The sequence below is a fragment of the Bradyrhizobium icense genome (genome assembly GCF_001693385.1).
Lineage (GTDB): Bacteria > Pseudomonadota > Alphaproteobacteria > Rhizobiales > Xanthobacteraceae > Bradyrhizobium > Bradyrhizobium icense.
On the sequence record NZ_CP016428.1, the window covers coordinates 2414261 to 2429636 of the forward strand.

A 15376-nucleotide genomic window follows, 5' to 3' on the forward strand; every position below is an offset into this window, starting at 1 on the left:
CGCTGCCGCCGGGCATCGGGCGTATGTGACCTAGCACACAAACAGGAAGCCATGAGCAACGATCTGGAGAGCATTCTCTCCGGGCAGCAATCTGCTGCGCCGGAGCCCGAGCAGGAACAGGTAACGCAGGCTGCGGCGGCTGAGGGCGAAGGCCAACAGGAGCAGCAGCAGACCGGAGCAACAGAGCAGGAAGGCCAGCAGCAGACCCGAACGGTCCCGCATGAGGCCCTTCATGCCGAGAAGCAGAAGGTCAAGCGCTACACGGAAGAGGTTGCGGAGTTTCGCCGGGCCAACGAGACGCTTCAGCGTCAGGTCAGCGAGCTTTTGCAGCGTGTTCCGGTTCAGAAGCAGGAAGCCCCTCAAGCGCCTGATTTCTTTGAGGACCCGAGTGCGGCGACGCGGCACGAAGTGCGGCAGACCGTTTCTCCCCAGTTCGATCAGATCAATCAGACGCTCCTCGCATTCGCCAAGGACAACGCGATCACTCGGTTTTCCGAGGAGGCGGTGAACGAGGCGGAAAGCGCCTTCATCAGCGCGATGCAGAGCGGCAAGCTCGATCAGGGTGACTACCAGAAAGTTGTCAGCAGCCCGAACCGCTATGCGGCGGCTGTTCAGTGGCACAAGCGCCAAATCGCTCAAGCGGAGATCGGCGACGATCCGGCGGCCTTCAGGGCCAGGCTGGAAGCCGAGCTGCGCGAGAAGATCCTGGCCGAACAAGGTGGGCAGCAACAGGCGCAGCAGCGTCAGCCTGTCATGCCCTCGAACATGGCGGCAGCTCGGAATGTCGGCGCCAGAAGCGGCCCGGCGTGGGGCGGTCCGTCGCCCATCCAAGACATTTTCGACCGATCAAGACAGACGGGTTAAGGCCCGTCCTTCGGTCGTTGAAAGGAAACCACGACCATGGCTGACACTCGCGTTAGCACGGGTCTCACTGTAGAGCAGTGGGACGACAAATTCTTTGTCGAGTACCTCACCGAGAACCGCTATGCCGGCGAAATGGGGACGAATGAAAACTCCATCATTCAGGTGAAGGAGAATCTTTCCAAGAAGCCCGGCGACCGCATCAACTTCGCCTTGGTCAACAAGTTGACCCAGGACGCCATCACCGGCCGCGATGTGCTGGAGGGCAACGAAGAGGATATGGCTTCCCGCTCCAAGGAAATCACGGTTAACAAGCGCCGCAACGGCGTTCGTGTGGCCGAGATCGATGAGCAGTTTTCTGCCATCAGCCTCCGTGATGCGGCCAAGCACGTCCTCAAGGATTGGTCCATGAAGGACACCGAGCGGCTGATCACCCGCGCGCTCGGCAACATGAACGGCATCGAAATGACCGCTGCGGCTGTCCTTCTCGCTGGCAATCAGACCACACTTGATGCATGGCTGGTGGACAACGGCGATCGTGTCTATTGGGGCAACAACGCATATTCGGCCAATACCGACTTCTCGGCAGGCCTTGCGACGTTGACCACGGGCACGGCTGCGGAGAACCTGACGGCGGCCAACCTCAGCGCCCTCAAGTTCAGGGCAATGAACGTTGCCAACCCGAAGATCCGCCCAATCCGTTCGGAGAAGAACGGACGCCACTACTTCATCGTTTACGCTCATCCGCTCGCCTTCCGCGATCTGATGAATGACGCGGTGATCACGGCGGCGCAGCGCGAAGTCAACATCCAGATGGAGAACGAACGCCTGTTCAAGGGCGGCGACATCCACTGGAACGGGATGATCATCAAGGAGGCGCATGACCTCTACGATTATTCAACCCTGACCGCCGCAGGCGACACCTCGGCCACTGTCTGCCCCGTTTACCTGTGCGGTGCACAGGCTGTCGGTGCGGCCTATGCCAAGCGCTGGACTTCGAAGCAGGAAACCTTCGACTACGGCGACAAGCATGGCGTGGCGATCGAGTCGATCTACGGCATCGAAAAGATGGTGTTCGGCTCGGGCGCCGCTGATCGTGACGACACCAAGGACCACGGCGTCGCGACGCTGTTCGTGTCCAGCTCCACCGCAGCTTAAGGAGGCATGAACAATGGTTGCTTCGTCTCGCGCCGCCGCGAACTTCCCGGTTCCCGGCACTGGTGTACTTCGTGTTGCTCATGGCACCTATGAGCACGCCTCCAACCTCGCCGCCGGCACCACCATCGATTACTGCCGCATCCCCAAGGGCGCGGTAGTTGTCGGTGGCTATTGGTGCGGTGACGATCTCGACACCGGCACTGAAGAACTGAACATCGATATCGGCTGGGCCGCAAATGGCGTCGATGCCGCTGATCCGGACGGCTTCGGGAATCTGGATGTCATCACGGGCGACGTGTCGGTTCACGTTCCCGTCGCCGGCATCTACTACCCGCTTCAAGGCAAGCTGTTTACGGACGGCCCCCAGACGTTCGGAGCGGAAACCGTTCTCCAGGCCGTCATCAACGTCGATGCGGCGACAGGCGGCACCGGCACGACTTCGATGGTTGTCTATTACTACGTTCCGTAAGGAAATAGAGCATGGCGACGTTTGTTTTCTCGGGCGACCCCGAAGCCAAAGGCACGGACCCGGAAGAGTGCGGAATGTTAGGCATGACGTTCCCGCTCAACAAGCCGGTTTGTGTCGATGACGAAAGGGTCGCAGAAAGGCTGCGTCGCCATTCTCATTTTACCGAGGTCAAGGAAGAGGAGCCAGCAGAGGCTAAACCTCGCCGCGGCCGGCCTCCGAAGTCAGAAACATCTGAGGGCGGCGCGTGACCGACAAGACCCGTACCGAGCTGATCCAGCGCGCAGCCAAGCTGTTGGCTCTGATCGAGCCGGGTGAGGCACCCGCGACCGAGGACTACAACTCGCTGGACGGACTGATTGACCCGCTCATTGAGCAGTTGGCCGAGGATCAGATTTACTACGTCGACGACGCGAACGCCATCAAGCCGGCAATATTTGAGCCCTTGGCGCGGCTGCTCGCCAACATGGCCGGGCCTGACTTCGGATCGCCGATCAACGAAGAGGCACGGCGGCGCGATGAGCAGACCTTGCGCCGGATGGGCGGGGCCAAGCCGACCGGCGAAGTCATGAAGACCGAATATTACTGATGGCGAAGATCATTTTTCCGGTCTCTCATTCGCCCGGTTTGCGAGCATCCGAAGGTGCCGGGCGGCTGTACAATTGCTATGCCGAACCCCTTGGAGAAGGCGCGCGCGCGGTCGCTGTGCGGCACCGCTCGCCGGGCCTGACAAACTTCGGGACGACGACGCGCGAAGGCTGCCGCGGGTTTCTGGAGGTTGCGGGCGTCCTTTACGTCGGGTTCGAAACCAAGCTGGAGAAATTCACGTCATCCGGCGGCGCGTCGACCAACGTGGGAAACCTGAACGGGACCAAGAAGGGGTTTTTCGCGCGCAACAACGCCACCACGCCGGACAAGTGGTTCGTCGACCCCGACGGCAACATCGCGGTGTTCACGCCGACAACGGTTACGAACTCGTGGCCGGATGCTGACCTGCCTGCGGTCAACTCGACTTGTTCGATCAATGGTTACGGCGTCTTCACGACAGGCGACGGCAAGGCGTTTGCCACGGGCCTTAATTCGACCTCGGTCGACGCGTTGTCGTTTGGCACGGCGCAGGCCAAGCCTGATGGCCTCTATCGGTGTATAGAGTGGGCGGGCCGGCTCTACCTCTTCGGAACGCAGACTACCGAAATCTGGACCGATCAGGGGCTTTCACCGTTCCCGTTCGCAAGGTCCGATGTGATGCCGCGGGGACTGGCCGGGCCTTATTGTGTGACCGGGCACGAGGACAGCTTTACCAAGGGGCTGCATATCGTCGCCGATGACAACGCGGTCTATCGCATCGACGGCAACGCGCCGATCAAGATATCCCCACCCGATCTGGACGCGCTAATTGAGGCGGTTGCCGACAAGACCACAATTGAGATGTGCTCCTATATCTCCCGCGGGCACGCCTTCATTCAGGTCAAGTGTGCGGCATGGACGTGGACCTTCAATATCAACAACGGCAAATGGCACGAGCGGCCGAGCTATCTGATCGTCAATAGCCGGATCACCCAGACCTATTACGCCTTCGGCAAATGGCTGTGCGGTGATGACCTGACCGGCAACGTGCAGCAGATCACCAGCGCGTCGCACAAGGAGATCGACAATCCGCTGGTTTGCGAAGTCTGGTCTGCACCATTGCAGGACTTCCCACGGCGGTCGAGGGGCATTTCGGCGTTCTTCGACTTTGCGGTAGGCGTGGGCGATGCGGCCGGCGAAGACCCTATCGCGACTGATCCAGGCGTCGAGATTTCCTATTCGACGGACGGGGGGCAGACATTTTCGATCCCGCGGATCCGCAAGCTTGGCCGGCAGTCGATCGGCACGGCGCGCATCCGCGTCAACCAGATCAAGGCGGCGGGACCACAAGGCTACATCTGGAAGGTCCGCATGTCCGATCCGGTCCATTTCGGGCTGATGGGCGGCGAAATGACCGGAGAGCCGAGAGCCGCATGAAAAAGCCTGTCGAACCCGATTTCCAATGGATCAGGCCGGATGGGAAGCCGACGCAGTATTTTCTTGAGCTGATCCAGGACATGCATGCGCGGACCCACACCATGTCCGTTTCGAAAACTGAGCCGGCGAACGGCGAAGTCCTGATCTACAACTCGACCACCCGGCAATACGAGCCCGGAGCAAACTGATGGGCATCTTTGACATTTTTACGGGCGATAGCGCTGGAGAGGCCGCTCACCAAAACCGGCTTATGCTTGCGCAGAACAAGCGCGAGGGGACTGATATCCTTCGGCAGGGCGAAGCAAGCTCCCTTGCGTCCCTCGATAAGGCCGGCGGTTACTATGCGCCGCTGGCCTCGAAATACGGCGCCGCGACGACGCTGGGGCTTGATGCATTGAACGTGAACGGTCCTGAAGGGGCAGCGCGTGCGCGCGCCGCATTTCAGGCCAGTCCCGGTTATGATTGGATGGTCGACCAGTCGCTGGAAGGCATTGCGCGCAAGGCGAATGCGCTCGGCGTCTCTGCCGGCGGCAATACACTGGCGGCGCTCTCTGATCGCGCCGGCAATCTAGCCAATCAGGAATATGGCTCATGGCTGGACCGTTTGCAGGGCTATGTCTCGCCTGAGATGGCTGCGGTATCGGGCCAAGCAGGCGCGGAAGCTGGCAAGGTGCCGGTTTATCAGGGCACGGCAAGCTCAATCGCCAACCTTGGCACGAACACGGCGAACGCGGTTGCAAACCAGAACACGCAACAGGCCAACGCTGAAATGCAGGGCTCGGCCAACCTTTGGGGGCTCGGGCTGAACCTTGCCAAGCTCGGTGCAAGCGCCTTTTCCGGCGGCACGTCGCTGCTCGGGGGTAAGTGAATGGCTGAACTCACGGTCCCTCGGGTTGACTTCTCATCGCTCGGCGAACTGCCAGCGCTGTGGAAGAAAGGTCAAAACGAGCAGAAGCTCGCTGATCTCGGCCGCGGCTTGGCTGATGGAACGATCGACTACAAGACCGCGGCAGCGCAGACCGCCGGAATGGGCGACATTACTCACACCCTCCAATTCCTCGCGCTGGCAGAGGCACGCAAAAAGCAGGAAGACGAGCTGGCCGCAAGCAATCAGTTTCGGCAGGGACTGCAGGGCATGTATGGCGCGCAGCCCGGGCCGGGCGTACCGATGCCAAGCGCCATACCTGTGCCCGGCGCGCGGCCGCGCGAGGCAATCGGCGGCTCCGATGCTATCCCGAGCGTAGCGCCGCGCGCGCCGATCCCATCCACGTCGAAGGTCTGGGGCGATGCGGAGGCCGAGGCGGCTGGCCTATATGAGCCCACCAAGCCGACCACGCTTGCAGCGCTGCCGGTGGCGCCCGTTCGGGCGGGGCCTGCCGCGCCGGCTGCACCGACCAGTGCCGGCCTTCCCACCGGTGTCACGCCGCGCGCGCTGCAACTCATTGAAGCATCCAGCAGCCCGCGCCTACCGCAAGCCCAGCGCGAGCTGGCCAAAACTCTTTTGGCCTCCGAGCTCGACGCAGGCAAGGCCACTCCCGACATGAAAGAGTGGGCCTTTGCCAAGTCGCAGGACCCGAACACGCCCGACTACACGACGTGGGTGCGCGCGAACAAGGCCGCTGGCAAGACCGAGATTAACATCGACCAGAAGGGCGAAAGCGAATTCGAAAAGGAGATGAGCAAGGGTCAAGCCAAGCGCTGGAATGGCTATATTGCAGAAGGGCAGGCGGCCGAGCGGAAGCTGGTCGACATCAACACCATGCGCGAAATTCACCGCCGCATGGGGTCTCAGGGCGCCGCCGCGAACATCAAGGAGGCCATCGGCCCTTATGCCGAAGCGCTTGGCATCAACATCGGCGGGCTGTCCGACATCCAGGCCTATAGCCAAGTCATCCAGCGCCTTGCGCCGCAGCAGCGTGCCGAAGGCTCCGGCTCGACCTCCGATATCGAATTCAAGGGCTTCCTGAAGTCGCTCCCGACACTGTCGCAGAACCCGGCGGCCCGGGAAATCGGCCTAAATACGATGGAAGCGCTCACGCGTGACGAGATGGCACGCGGCGAGATCGCGTCCCGGCTCGCGACCAGGGAAATTACGAGAAAGGATGCCGAACGGCAGTTGCGCGCGTTGCCCGATCCGATGCAGGGCTTTGTCGAGTGGCGCAAGGCCAATCCGGAGCTCTATGGCCAAGCTCTCAAGGGCAATGCGCCGCCGGCCGGCGCGCCGAGCAGCTTTGAGGACAGGTTCAACGCGGCCCGGCCGGGACAGACCAAGGCGCCGATCCGGGTTGCTTCGCCGGCCGAGGCGCGCAAGCTGCCATCAGGAACGGAAATCCTTCTGCCTGACGGGACAGTGGGGCGGGTGCCCTAATGGCCGACGAGTGGGCAGAATTCCGGATGAAGTCGCCAGCGCCGCCGACCGGCGGCGATCCGTGGGCTGAGTTTCGCGCGCCGCAGGTCAGCGTTGCCGAAGACGTCGCGAAGTCGGCCGGCATCGGTGTGGTCAAGGGCGGCATCGGAACGATCGGCGCCGCCGGCGACGTGCGGGAATTGCTTTCGCATGGCGTCGACTATGCTGCACAGCAATTTGGCATCCCGGCCGAGCGCGCGCAGGCGTTTAAGGATGCGGTTTACGAGGGCGTCAGGCGCGCTCCGGGGCCCGGCAGGGTGCTGGCCGAGGCACCTAGCTCAGGGACGATCCAGAAAGCCGTCGAGGGCGTCACGGGCGATTTCTACAAGCCGAAGACGACGGCCGGCGAATATGCCCAGACCGCGGGTGAATTCCTGCCGGCGGCAGTGGGTGGCCCGGGCGGTGCTATCGCGCGCGGCGCGCGCGTGCTTGTCCCAGCCGTAACAAGCGAAACGGCCGGGCAGGCGACCAAGGGTACTGCTGCCGAACCAGTGGCGCGTTTTCTCGGTGCCTTGGCCGGCGGCGGTGTGCAGGTGCTGGCCTCGCGCCCTGGCAGCGCCTCGCGGTCGATCGCCAATCAATTGCCAGAGGGCATCACCGAGCCGATGGTGGTGCAAGCCGATCGGCTGATGCAGGATGCGGCCGGGCGAGGGCTGCAGCTTTCGTGGCCGGAAGCGCTCAGCCAGGTTGCCGGGCGTCCCGTGCTGACGAACATGATGCGGCATCTGGAGGCTTCGCCCCAGACTGAGGGCCAGATGGCCGCCTTCTTCGGCGACCGTCCTGCGGCGGTAGAAGGCGCGGTTCGGCAGGAGTTGGGCAACGTCGCTCCGGTCAACCGGAATCCTTCTGCGATCGGGCCCGCGGTCGGACGTGAGGCGGAAGGAACGCTGGAAGAGGTCCGGGGCGCGATCAACAACGCAGCGCGGCCATACTATGACAGCGCTTCGACAGTTCTACTGTCGCCGCAGGAAATGGAGCGGGTGCGGGCGCTGCCAGGTTACGCGGCGGCGCGCGACGCAGTCCGCAATGATCCGCAGCTCAATCGCTATGTGGCTGACCTCCCGGAAGAGAGCGTCGGCTTCCTGAACGAGGTCAAGAAGCAGCTTGATAACGCTGCGCAACACGCCGCCGAGCCGCTGAACACGCAAGGCCGCAACATGCAGCGCGCTGCCGGCTTCGGCCAGGACGCCGCAGCGGTGCGCAACATCGCCTCCAACGTTCAAACCTCGACCGCCTATCCGACCGCGCTGGCGATCGAGTCCATGGGCCGTGAGCGTTTCCTGCAGCCGCTTCTCGACGGGCCGCTCGGTAAGATCGCTGGCCGCGACACGACCACGAAAAACGCCATTGAGGCGCTGTTCCCGCGCAACCCGCTTCCGAACAGCGAGCAGGAGATAGCAACGACCGTTTCGGCGCTGACCCGGCGCAACGAGCGCGCGGCGCGCGACCTGGTCCGGGCGCATGCCGAAAGCACCTTCAACGAGGCCGCGCGGGATCTCCAGACAGGGCCGAACCAGGCATCCGGCGCAAAATTCGCTGTCGCCATCGCTGGCAATCCCCAGCAGCGCGTCAACCTGCAAGCCGCTGTCGAGGCCCTACCGAATGGACAGGAGCGTTGGCAAGGCTTCAATCGGCTTCTCGACGTGCTGGAGGCAACCGGGACGCGGCAGAACGTCGGCTCCCGTACGGCCTACAATCAGGAAATCAACAAGGCGCAGGGCGCCGGCGGCTTGGCTCGCGACGTGGGTCGCATCGGAGCCAATCCGACGCGGCTCCTGCAGCCGCTAGCCGACAAATACGACCAGTGGAAGCTAGGGCGCAATCTTGGGCAGCTCGCGACGATCCTGACCGATCCGAACGCGGCCGGCATGCTGCGGGCGATCGCCCGGGCTCCAAGGGATGGGCGGCGGTCGGCTGAGCTTGCCATTCGCCTTGTTACCTACGCGGAGGCGTCGAAGCCCGTTGAGAATAGAAGTCAGCAAAACGGTCGCCAATAACGCCGCGATCATCGCAACAATGGCAGGGGCCATTCCCTGTCCGTTCAACGTCACAGCGCAGAAATAGTAAACCGGCGTCGCCACGATGGCCTGAAACACCATCCATCTGATCTGCATCGTCTACCGTTCCCAGCCCGCCGCCCGGCGGGTTTTTCTTTGAGGCTTGAAATGCTGAAAAAACTGCTCATCGGGCTTGCCATTCTAGCCGGTCTGGCCGGCCCTGTCCAAGGCGCGGGCTCGATTTCCCTCAGTCTTTCCCAGCAGTTTGACAGCCTGGGCAACCCGCTGAACGGCGGACTGCTCTACACCTACGCCGCGGGCACGACGACGCCGCAGAGTGCCTATCAGGATTCCGCGCTCACCATCCCGTACCCGAACCCGATCACGCTGGACAGCGCCGGCCGGGTGCCGCAACTGTTCTTTGCTGACGGGTCAATCAAAGTCCGTCTCACCAATTCGGCGGGCGTCGTTCAGCTTGCCGCCGACGGCATTCTGGTGATCGGCGCGTCGTCTGGCGGCGGCGGCGGCTCTCCGGTTGATGCCACAACGATCCTAGCTACAGGCGATCTCAAGGTCAGGTATGGCACCGGCGCGCTTACGGGCTTTGTCCGAGCCAATGGCCGTACGATCGGCAGCGCTACGTCAGGCGCGACCGAGCGCGCCAACGCCGACACGCAATCCCTGTTCGAATATCTCTGGGGCGAGGACAGCAACCTTACTGTGTCTGGTGGACGCGGGGCATCGGCAAATGCGGATTGGGTAGCGAACAAGACGATTGCGTTGCCGGATTGGCGTGGCCGAACGATCGCAGGCCTCGATGACATGGGCAATACCGCTGCTGGTGTTCTTACATCCTCCGGGGCTGGCTTTGGTGCTCAAGGGGGAACCCCAACTATTTTGGGGCAAGCCGGCGGCAGTCAAAGCCATTCACTCACGACGGTACACCTCCCACCATACACGCCATCAGGGTCGATCGCGAATGGTGCCATCTCCATAAGCGGGGGGTTTGGTGTCTTGTCAAACGGTAACGTGCCTGGCGGTGGCGGCAGCGCTGGTACCGTCGCAAATCTGACTGCTAGCCAGGCGGCTTCAACCTTCACCGGAACGGCGCAAGGCGGCACCAGCGCTCCTTACCCAATCGTCTCGCCGACGCGAGTCGCGACGATCTATATCAAACTTTAGCAAAGGGCAGCATAGATGTACACGGGCTCCCTCGCTGCCGTCTCCAACAAGGAAGACTGGATTGCCGTCAGTCCTCTGATCGACGAAAACGGGGAAGAGGTCACGCTGACCGATGCAACTTTCGAAATGTTCATCTGCAAGCAGAACGATCCGAGCACTGCGGTCCTGACGGCCTCGACGGCCAACGGCAAGATCACGCTTCCGAGCTCTACGACCTTCCAGTGGGCGTTCACGCCTGACGATATGGATGACCTTTGCGCCGGCACCTATGATGTGTTCCTGCGGGTTACGATCGACGATGTGGTGACGCAAATCCTGTCCTGCACTGTTCCGATCGTGGAAGGCGGGCCAACATCTTGAGCCAGTCCTATCGCCTGAAGATTTCCCGACCAGCCTTGAAGATGCGGGTTGCGGCTCGCATCCCGGCGCAGTTGGTCGGCGGCAATGGCATTGCGATCAGCAAGGCAAATGGCGTCTACACATTCGACCTGGACTATACAGAGTATGCTGAGATTCTGTCGTTTGACCCGGCAACTAAAATGGTGCTGGTTTACGATGCCATAGCAGGTTACGCGCTGGTATCTCTTGCAAGCCTGCTGACGAATTCCGCCGCTGTTCGTATCGTGACAGAAGCCGGCGACATCACGGTCGCGAACGAAACCCAGCTTCTGATCATGAACCGGACGGCTGACGAGAGCCCGAGCAATATCAATCTTCCGGCCTCAGCCTCAAAGATCGGCAAGATCAAGGTGGTCGATTGGAAGGGCAACGCTGGATCGTTCCCGCACACGGTCAACCCGAACGGATCGGAAGAGTTTCAGGGCGGTCTCACATCGTGGTCGATTTCCAGTGATGGCGCATCGGCTGTGTTCGACCCGATTCCCACAGGACTAGGTTACGCTGTATGAATTATCTGCATAGGCTTCTCGCGGCGGCGTCAGTCGCCTTTTTCTTTGCCTCGGCTGCGCTGGCCCAGACCAGCGGCACGGTCACTAACCACGCCTTTGCGATCGGCAAGGGCGCGGGCCAGACCGGCTTTACGTCGCTCCTGTGTGCGGCAACAGAGATTGCGATCGGACAGACCGCAGCCAATCCGGCATGCGCGGCACTTTCTGGCGATGTGACCATGAACGCCTCCGGTGTGACGGCGATCGGCACGGCCAAGGTCACGAACGCCATGCTGGCCACGATGGCGGCCAACACGACGAAGTGCAACGCCACCGCCGGCCCTGCATCTCCGACCGATTGCAACGCATCCACGATGCGGACAAATATCGGCGTCGTCATCGGGACGGACGTGCAGGCGTTCGATGCTGACCTGGCCGCACTGGCTGCAAACTCAACGGACGGGCTTTGGGCGCATACCGGCGCTGGCACAGGCGCGGCGCGTACACTTTCGGCCCCTGCGGCAGGCCTTACCATCACGAATCCGGCCGGCGTCGCTGGCAATCCTACCTTTGCACTTGCGAATGATCTGGCGGCCCTTGAGGGGCTGGCGAGTACCGGCATCGCGCGCCGCACGGGTTCGGATGCATGGTCGGTCGGAACGGCGGTTGCCAACTCCGAACTAGCGACAATGGCCGCCTATACGGTCAAAGGCAATGCGACGGGGTCAAGCGCTGCGCCAACTGACATATCAATTCCCGCGCTGACCCAGAAGGCGTCCCCCGTCGCTGCCGACAAGGTTATGATCGCGGATTCGGCTGCGTCAGATGCACTGAAATATGCCACGGTTTCGTCTCTTGCGTCTGCTGGCTCGGTTTCATCGCTCAACGGCCAGACAGGTGCGCTGACTTTATGGAGCGCTCCGCAAGGGAGAATTACGCTCTCAACGGGCGTCGCCGTGATGACCTCTACGGTATCCGGTGCCACCACCGTTTATTACACGCCGAGCAATGGAAATATCGCTCCGATCTATGACGGCACGAATATTGTTCCAACTGTATTTTCTGAGGTCTCACAAACAACGACGGATACGACGAAATCGCCTGCGGCCGTTGCGGCAGATTCCTGCTACGATATGTTTGCATGGTCAGATGCCGGGACGTTCAGAAATACCCGAGGCCCAGCTTGGACCAGCACCAGCGCGCGAAGCGCGGGGACCGCATTGACTTCTATCAACGGTCTTTTGCTGAACGCTGTTTCAATTACCAATGGGCCGGCTGCTGAACGCGGCACCTATACCGGAACGATCTGCTCCAACGGCAGCAGCACCATCGACATGATTTTTGGCGGATCTGTCTCTGGCGGAACGGCCGGCTATTTTGGCGTGTGGAATATGTACAACCGCGCTAAAAGCGTCGCAACCGTCATAGACAATGGTGCAAATTATACCTATACGTCAGGCACATTTAGGCAGGCGCGGGCGAGTGCTGGCAATCAGGTTACATTTACGACCGGATTGTCTCAGGATGCTTTAACGGTGATGGCTACAACGCGGCTTGATACGACGGCTGTGTCAGGTTCCTTTGGCTCAATTTGCATTGGATTGAATTCGACCAGCGCTTGCACCTCTCCGCGTACATTTGTCCGCACAGTCGCCGCGGTGATCAATATCGGGAGCATGCTGCCACATTATCAGGCTTATCCTCCTATTGGTCGACACTTCGTTAGTTTGCTTGAAGCAAGCGACGGCACAAATGCAAACACATTTAACTCTGACTCCAACCAGCACTTAACAGTTTCAGTGTGGAACTAGATGACTATTACGCGACGCGCGGCCATCATGGCTAGTATAGCCGCTCCATTCGTTGTTCCTCGTCTCGGATTCGCCCAGCGATCCAGTCCGACATCTGCACCAGACCCCGGCACCTTCTTCAATGAATGGTCTTACGCTAACCAGCAGATCCACTTCAATGTGCATAAGTCGAAGACCGCGCGCGCCATAACCATTGCGAACGAGAGCACGCTGATAATGTTCGTGGCGGGGCAGTCGCTGGCATTGAGCATTATCACCGATACGTTCACCCCCACCAACGGTTCGAAAATCGACAATTACTGCTGGTATGACGGCAAAAACTATGTCGCAGCTAATCCTCTGATCGGTGCCGGCGGCGATGAACATAATTTCAACTTGAAAATCGCAGACGGCCTCATCAGCAACGGGAAATTCGCTCGGGTTATTCTCGTGCCCGTTGCGCTCTCAGGTGTGACTATCCAATACTACGTCTCAGACGCGTACAAAGAGATCGTTGCCGCCGCGAAGAAACTGGCCGCTCAAGGGATCACCACGGCTACTCCCAACGTCAAGTTCTTAGTAAAGTGGAACCAGGGCGAGAGCGACACCAGAGACGGCACAACTCAACAGCAGTACACCGACCGTTTCAGCGCGCTGTACGGCCTAGTATCTCCGCACCTTCCCGGCGCAAAGTGGATGGTGGCAAAGGAGACGCGCTACATAGGCACCAATAGCGCGGCTATACAGGCAGCTCAAATGGCCCTCGTCAACGGGACGACGATTTTCGCTGGCGAGGATATGGACAGCATTCCAGACTCCAGCCGAAACCCCGACCAGACGCACCTTAACGCTACGGGCGGCAACAGCGCGGCCACGATGGGCATCGCTGCCATAAGTGCAATCACTTTCTAGTCTCGCCAAAATCAAACCTGACATGGCCGCCCAAGGGCGGCCTTTTCTTTGCCAAAACCATAATCGAGCAACCCTATGGTAGACACCAACGCCCTGAAAGCGGCGAACGCGAAGCGCTGGGCAAATGCCAAGCTGACGCGCGGGCCGGAATTCGTTCCGGTCGCGAAGCGGCTGGTCGCGACCAAGACGCGCTATCTGGCGGTTGAGCATGCAACAGGCGTTCCGTGGCCCTTCATCGCCGTGACGCATCAGCGCGAATCCTCGCAGAATTGGGAGCGCAGTCTCGCGCAGGGCGACCCTTGGAACCGGGTCTCCACTCACGTCCCGGCCGGCCGCGGGCCGTTCGGCTCATGGGAGGCCGCAGCAATCGACGCGCTGGTCAACTGCGGGCCTTACGCGGCGCGCAACAGAGACTGGTCGATCGCTGGCACCCTGACCAAGCTGGAGGAGTACAACGGCCTTGGATACATGCGCCGCGGCATGCCGTCGCCTTACGTGTGGTCTGGGACTGACCAGTATTCGCGCGGCAAATATGTTCGGGACGGCGTGTTCGATCCCAACGAAGTCGACAAGCAACTCGGCTGCGCCGGCCTGATCCTGGCCATGATGAAGCTCGATCCATCCATCAGGTTCGAGGATGGGCCGACGTCGACGCCTGCCGGCGCGCTGCGGGATGGGGAATGGCTGCAGTCGTCGCTCAACAAGCTCGGCACCGACCCGCAGCTTGACGTTGATGGCATCGTCGGGCCAGCAACGCGCAACGCTGTCCGGGCCTTCCAACTTGCGCAGGGCCTTGCCGTCGACGGCATCGCCGGTCCGAACACCATTGCCGCGATCGAAGTGGCCTTGGCGAAAGGCAAACCGCTTCCCACGATCCCGGTCCCGCCTGAAATCACATTGCCGCCGCCGGGCACGAAAGCCCGTACCGATCTAGCCCCGACGTTTTGGGGGCGGGTGTTCGATCTTTTCAGACCGAAGGGGAATTGAATGTTGAAGGAAGGCATTGCGCCGCTCGTTGTTTCGGTGATCGTCCTCACTGGATTTTCTGTTTTCTCGTTTCTCGCGATGAAGCCTGAGCTTGCAGGCGTCAAGGAATCGGTTGTTCTGTTCCTGCTCGGCGCGTGGTCGACAATGGCCGCCGGGGTGGTGTCGTACTGGGTCGGCAGCAGCGCCGGCAGCAAGCAGAAGGATGACACGATCAAGTCTATAGCAGAGCAGAAGCCATGATTGCAGCCATCGGCGCTATCGCTGGGTTTCTCTCCACGGTTGCCCCGCTGCTCGTTCAGTGGCTCACCTTGCGGGAGAATAATGCCCATGCCGTCGAGATGGAGAAACTCCGTCAGCAGGGCGAACGAGAGAAGGTCGCCGGGCAGGTGGACATTGCGAATGCTCAGGTGGATGCTCGACAAGCAGAGCATATTTATGATTTTGCAAGTGGCGCTAGTGGCTACCGTTTTGTGGACGCGATGGCCGTATTTATCCGACCTTTTGTCACGCTGATGTTCTTCACGCTCTACCTGCTGATGAAGGTCGGGCTGTTCATCTACGCGGTTAATCAGGGCTACGACCTCGGCCAAGTCGTGAAACTACTCTGGGGCGAATCCGACGAAGCGGTCTTTGGTGCCATCATGGGATTCTGGTTTGGAAATCGAGTGATCATGCGAACGCAGGGGATGGCTGCGACGCAGGCAATTATGCAGAAAGGAAAATAG

At 60.9% G+C, this 15376-nt stretch carries 18 protein-coding genes; all 18 read left to right on the forward strand.

Annotated elements, in window-relative coordinates; all coding sequences use genetic code 11:
* Nucleotides 1–51: 51 nt before the first annotated feature.
* The 18 genes from LMTR13_RS11375 to LMTR13_RS11455 all read left to right on the forward strand — a co-directional run bounded on the left by LMTR13_RS11375 (nt 52) and on the right by LMTR13_RS11455 (nt 15376).
* Entirely contained in the window at nt 52–864 is an 813-nt protein-coding gene (locus LMTR13_RS11375) for a hypothetical protein (RefSeq protein ID WP_065727956.1), read from the forward strand.
* A gap of 36 nt (nt 865–900) precedes the next feature.
* Nucleotides 901–2019, forward strand: a complete 1119-nt coding sequence (locus tag LMTR13_RS11380; RefSeq protein ID WP_083218985.1) for a phage capsid family protein — start codon at nt 901–903, stop codon at nt 2017–2019.
* Nucleotides 2020–2032: 13 nt separating this feature from the next.
* Nucleotides 2033–2488, forward strand: coding sequence for a hypothetical protein (locus tag LMTR13_RS11385; RefSeq protein WP_065727958.1), 456 nt, complete (start codon nt 2033–2035; stop codon nt 2486–2488).
* 11 nt (nt 2489–2499) lie between these two features.
* On the forward strand, nt 2500–2736 hold the full coding sequence (locus LMTR13_RS40595) for a hypothetical protein (RefSeq protein ID WP_156795566.1): 237 nt from the start codon (nt 2500–2502) through the stop codon (nt 2734–2736).
* Entirely contained in the window at nt 2733–3074 is a 342-nt protein-coding gene (locus LMTR13_RS11390; RefSeq protein WP_065727959.1) for a hypothetical protein, read from the forward strand. The genes LMTR13_RS40595 and LMTR13_RS11390 overlap by 4 nt, the downstream gene beginning before the upstream one ends.
* Nucleotides 3074–4489, forward strand: coding sequence for a hypothetical protein (locus LMTR13_RS11395; protein ID WP_065727960.1), 1416 nt, complete (start codon nt 3074–3076; stop codon nt 4487–4489). The genes LMTR13_RS11390 and LMTR13_RS11395 overlap by 1 nt, the downstream gene beginning before the upstream one ends.
* Nucleotides 4486–4677, forward strand: a complete 192-nt coding sequence (locus LMTR13_RS11400; RefSeq protein ID WP_065727961.1) for a hypothetical protein — start codon at nt 4486–4488, stop codon at nt 4675–4677. Before LMTR13_RS11395 ends, LMTR13_RS11400 begins: the two co-directional genes overlap by 4 nt.
* Nucleotides 4677–5357 (forward strand): hypothetical protein, encoded by a 681-nt coding sequence (locus LMTR13_RS11405; RefSeq protein ID WP_065727962.1) that lies wholly within the window; start codon nt 4677–4679, stop codon nt 5355–5357. The genes LMTR13_RS11400 and LMTR13_RS11405 overlap by 1 nt, the downstream gene beginning before the upstream one ends.
* Nucleotides 5358–6857 (forward strand): hypothetical protein, encoded by a 1500-nt coding sequence (locus LMTR13_RS11410; protein ID WP_065727963.1) that lies wholly within the window; start codon nt 5358–5360, stop codon nt 6855–6857.
* Complete coding sequence (locus LMTR13_RS11415) at nt 6857–8893, forward strand: hypothetical protein (RefSeq protein ID WP_065727964.1); 2037 nt, start codon at nt 6857–6859, stop codon at nt 8891–8893. The genes LMTR13_RS11410 and LMTR13_RS11415 overlap by 1 nt, the downstream gene beginning before the upstream one ends.
* Before the next feature lie 168 nt (nt 8894–9061).
* On the forward strand, nt 9062–10075 hold the full coding sequence (locus tag LMTR13_RS11420) for a hypothetical protein (RefSeq protein ID WP_065727965.1): 1014 nt from the start codon (nt 9062–9064) through the stop codon (nt 10073–10075).
* Nucleotides 10076–10090: 15 nt separating this feature from the next.
* Nucleotides 10091–10435 carry a hypothetical protein gene (locus tag LMTR13_RS11425; RefSeq protein ID WP_065727966.1) on the forward strand — a complete coding sequence of 115 codons (345 nt, stop codon included), beginning with the start codon at nt 10091–10093 and terminating at the stop codon, nt 10433–10435.
* The gene (locus LMTR13_RS11430) at nt 10432–10983 is read left to right on the forward strand and encodes a hypothetical protein (RefSeq protein WP_156795567.1); all 552 of its coding nucleotides are present in this window, start codon (nt 10432–10434) and stop codon (nt 10981–10983) included. Before LMTR13_RS11425 ends, LMTR13_RS11430 begins: the two co-directional genes overlap by 4 nt.
* Nucleotides 10980–12773 carry a hypothetical protein gene (locus tag LMTR13_RS11435; protein WP_065727968.1) on the forward strand — a complete coding sequence of 598 codons (1794 nt, stop codon included), beginning with the start codon at nt 10980–10982 and terminating at the stop codon, nt 12771–12773. The genes LMTR13_RS11430 and LMTR13_RS11435 overlap by 4 nt, the downstream gene beginning before the upstream one ends.
* Before the next feature lie 27 nt (nt 12774–12800).
* Nucleotides 12801–13664, forward strand: a complete 864-nt coding sequence (locus tag LMTR13_RS11440) for a sialate O-acetylesterase (RefSeq protein WP_210184857.1) — start codon at nt 12801–12803, stop codon at nt 13662–13664.
* 75 nt (nt 13665–13739) lie between these two features.
* Entirely contained in the window at nt 13740–14651 is a 912-nt protein-coding gene (locus tag LMTR13_RS41645; protein WP_197521074.1) for a peptidoglycan-binding protein, read from the forward strand.
* Nucleotides 14652–14891 (forward strand): hypothetical protein, encoded by a 240-nt coding sequence (locus tag LMTR13_RS11450; protein WP_065727970.1) that lies wholly within the window; start codon nt 14652–14654, stop codon nt 14889–14891.
* Entirely contained in the window at nt 14888–15376 is a 489-nt protein-coding gene (locus LMTR13_RS11455; protein ID WP_065727971.1) for a hypothetical protein, read from the forward strand. The genes LMTR13_RS11450 and LMTR13_RS11455 overlap by 4 nt, the downstream gene beginning before the upstream one ends.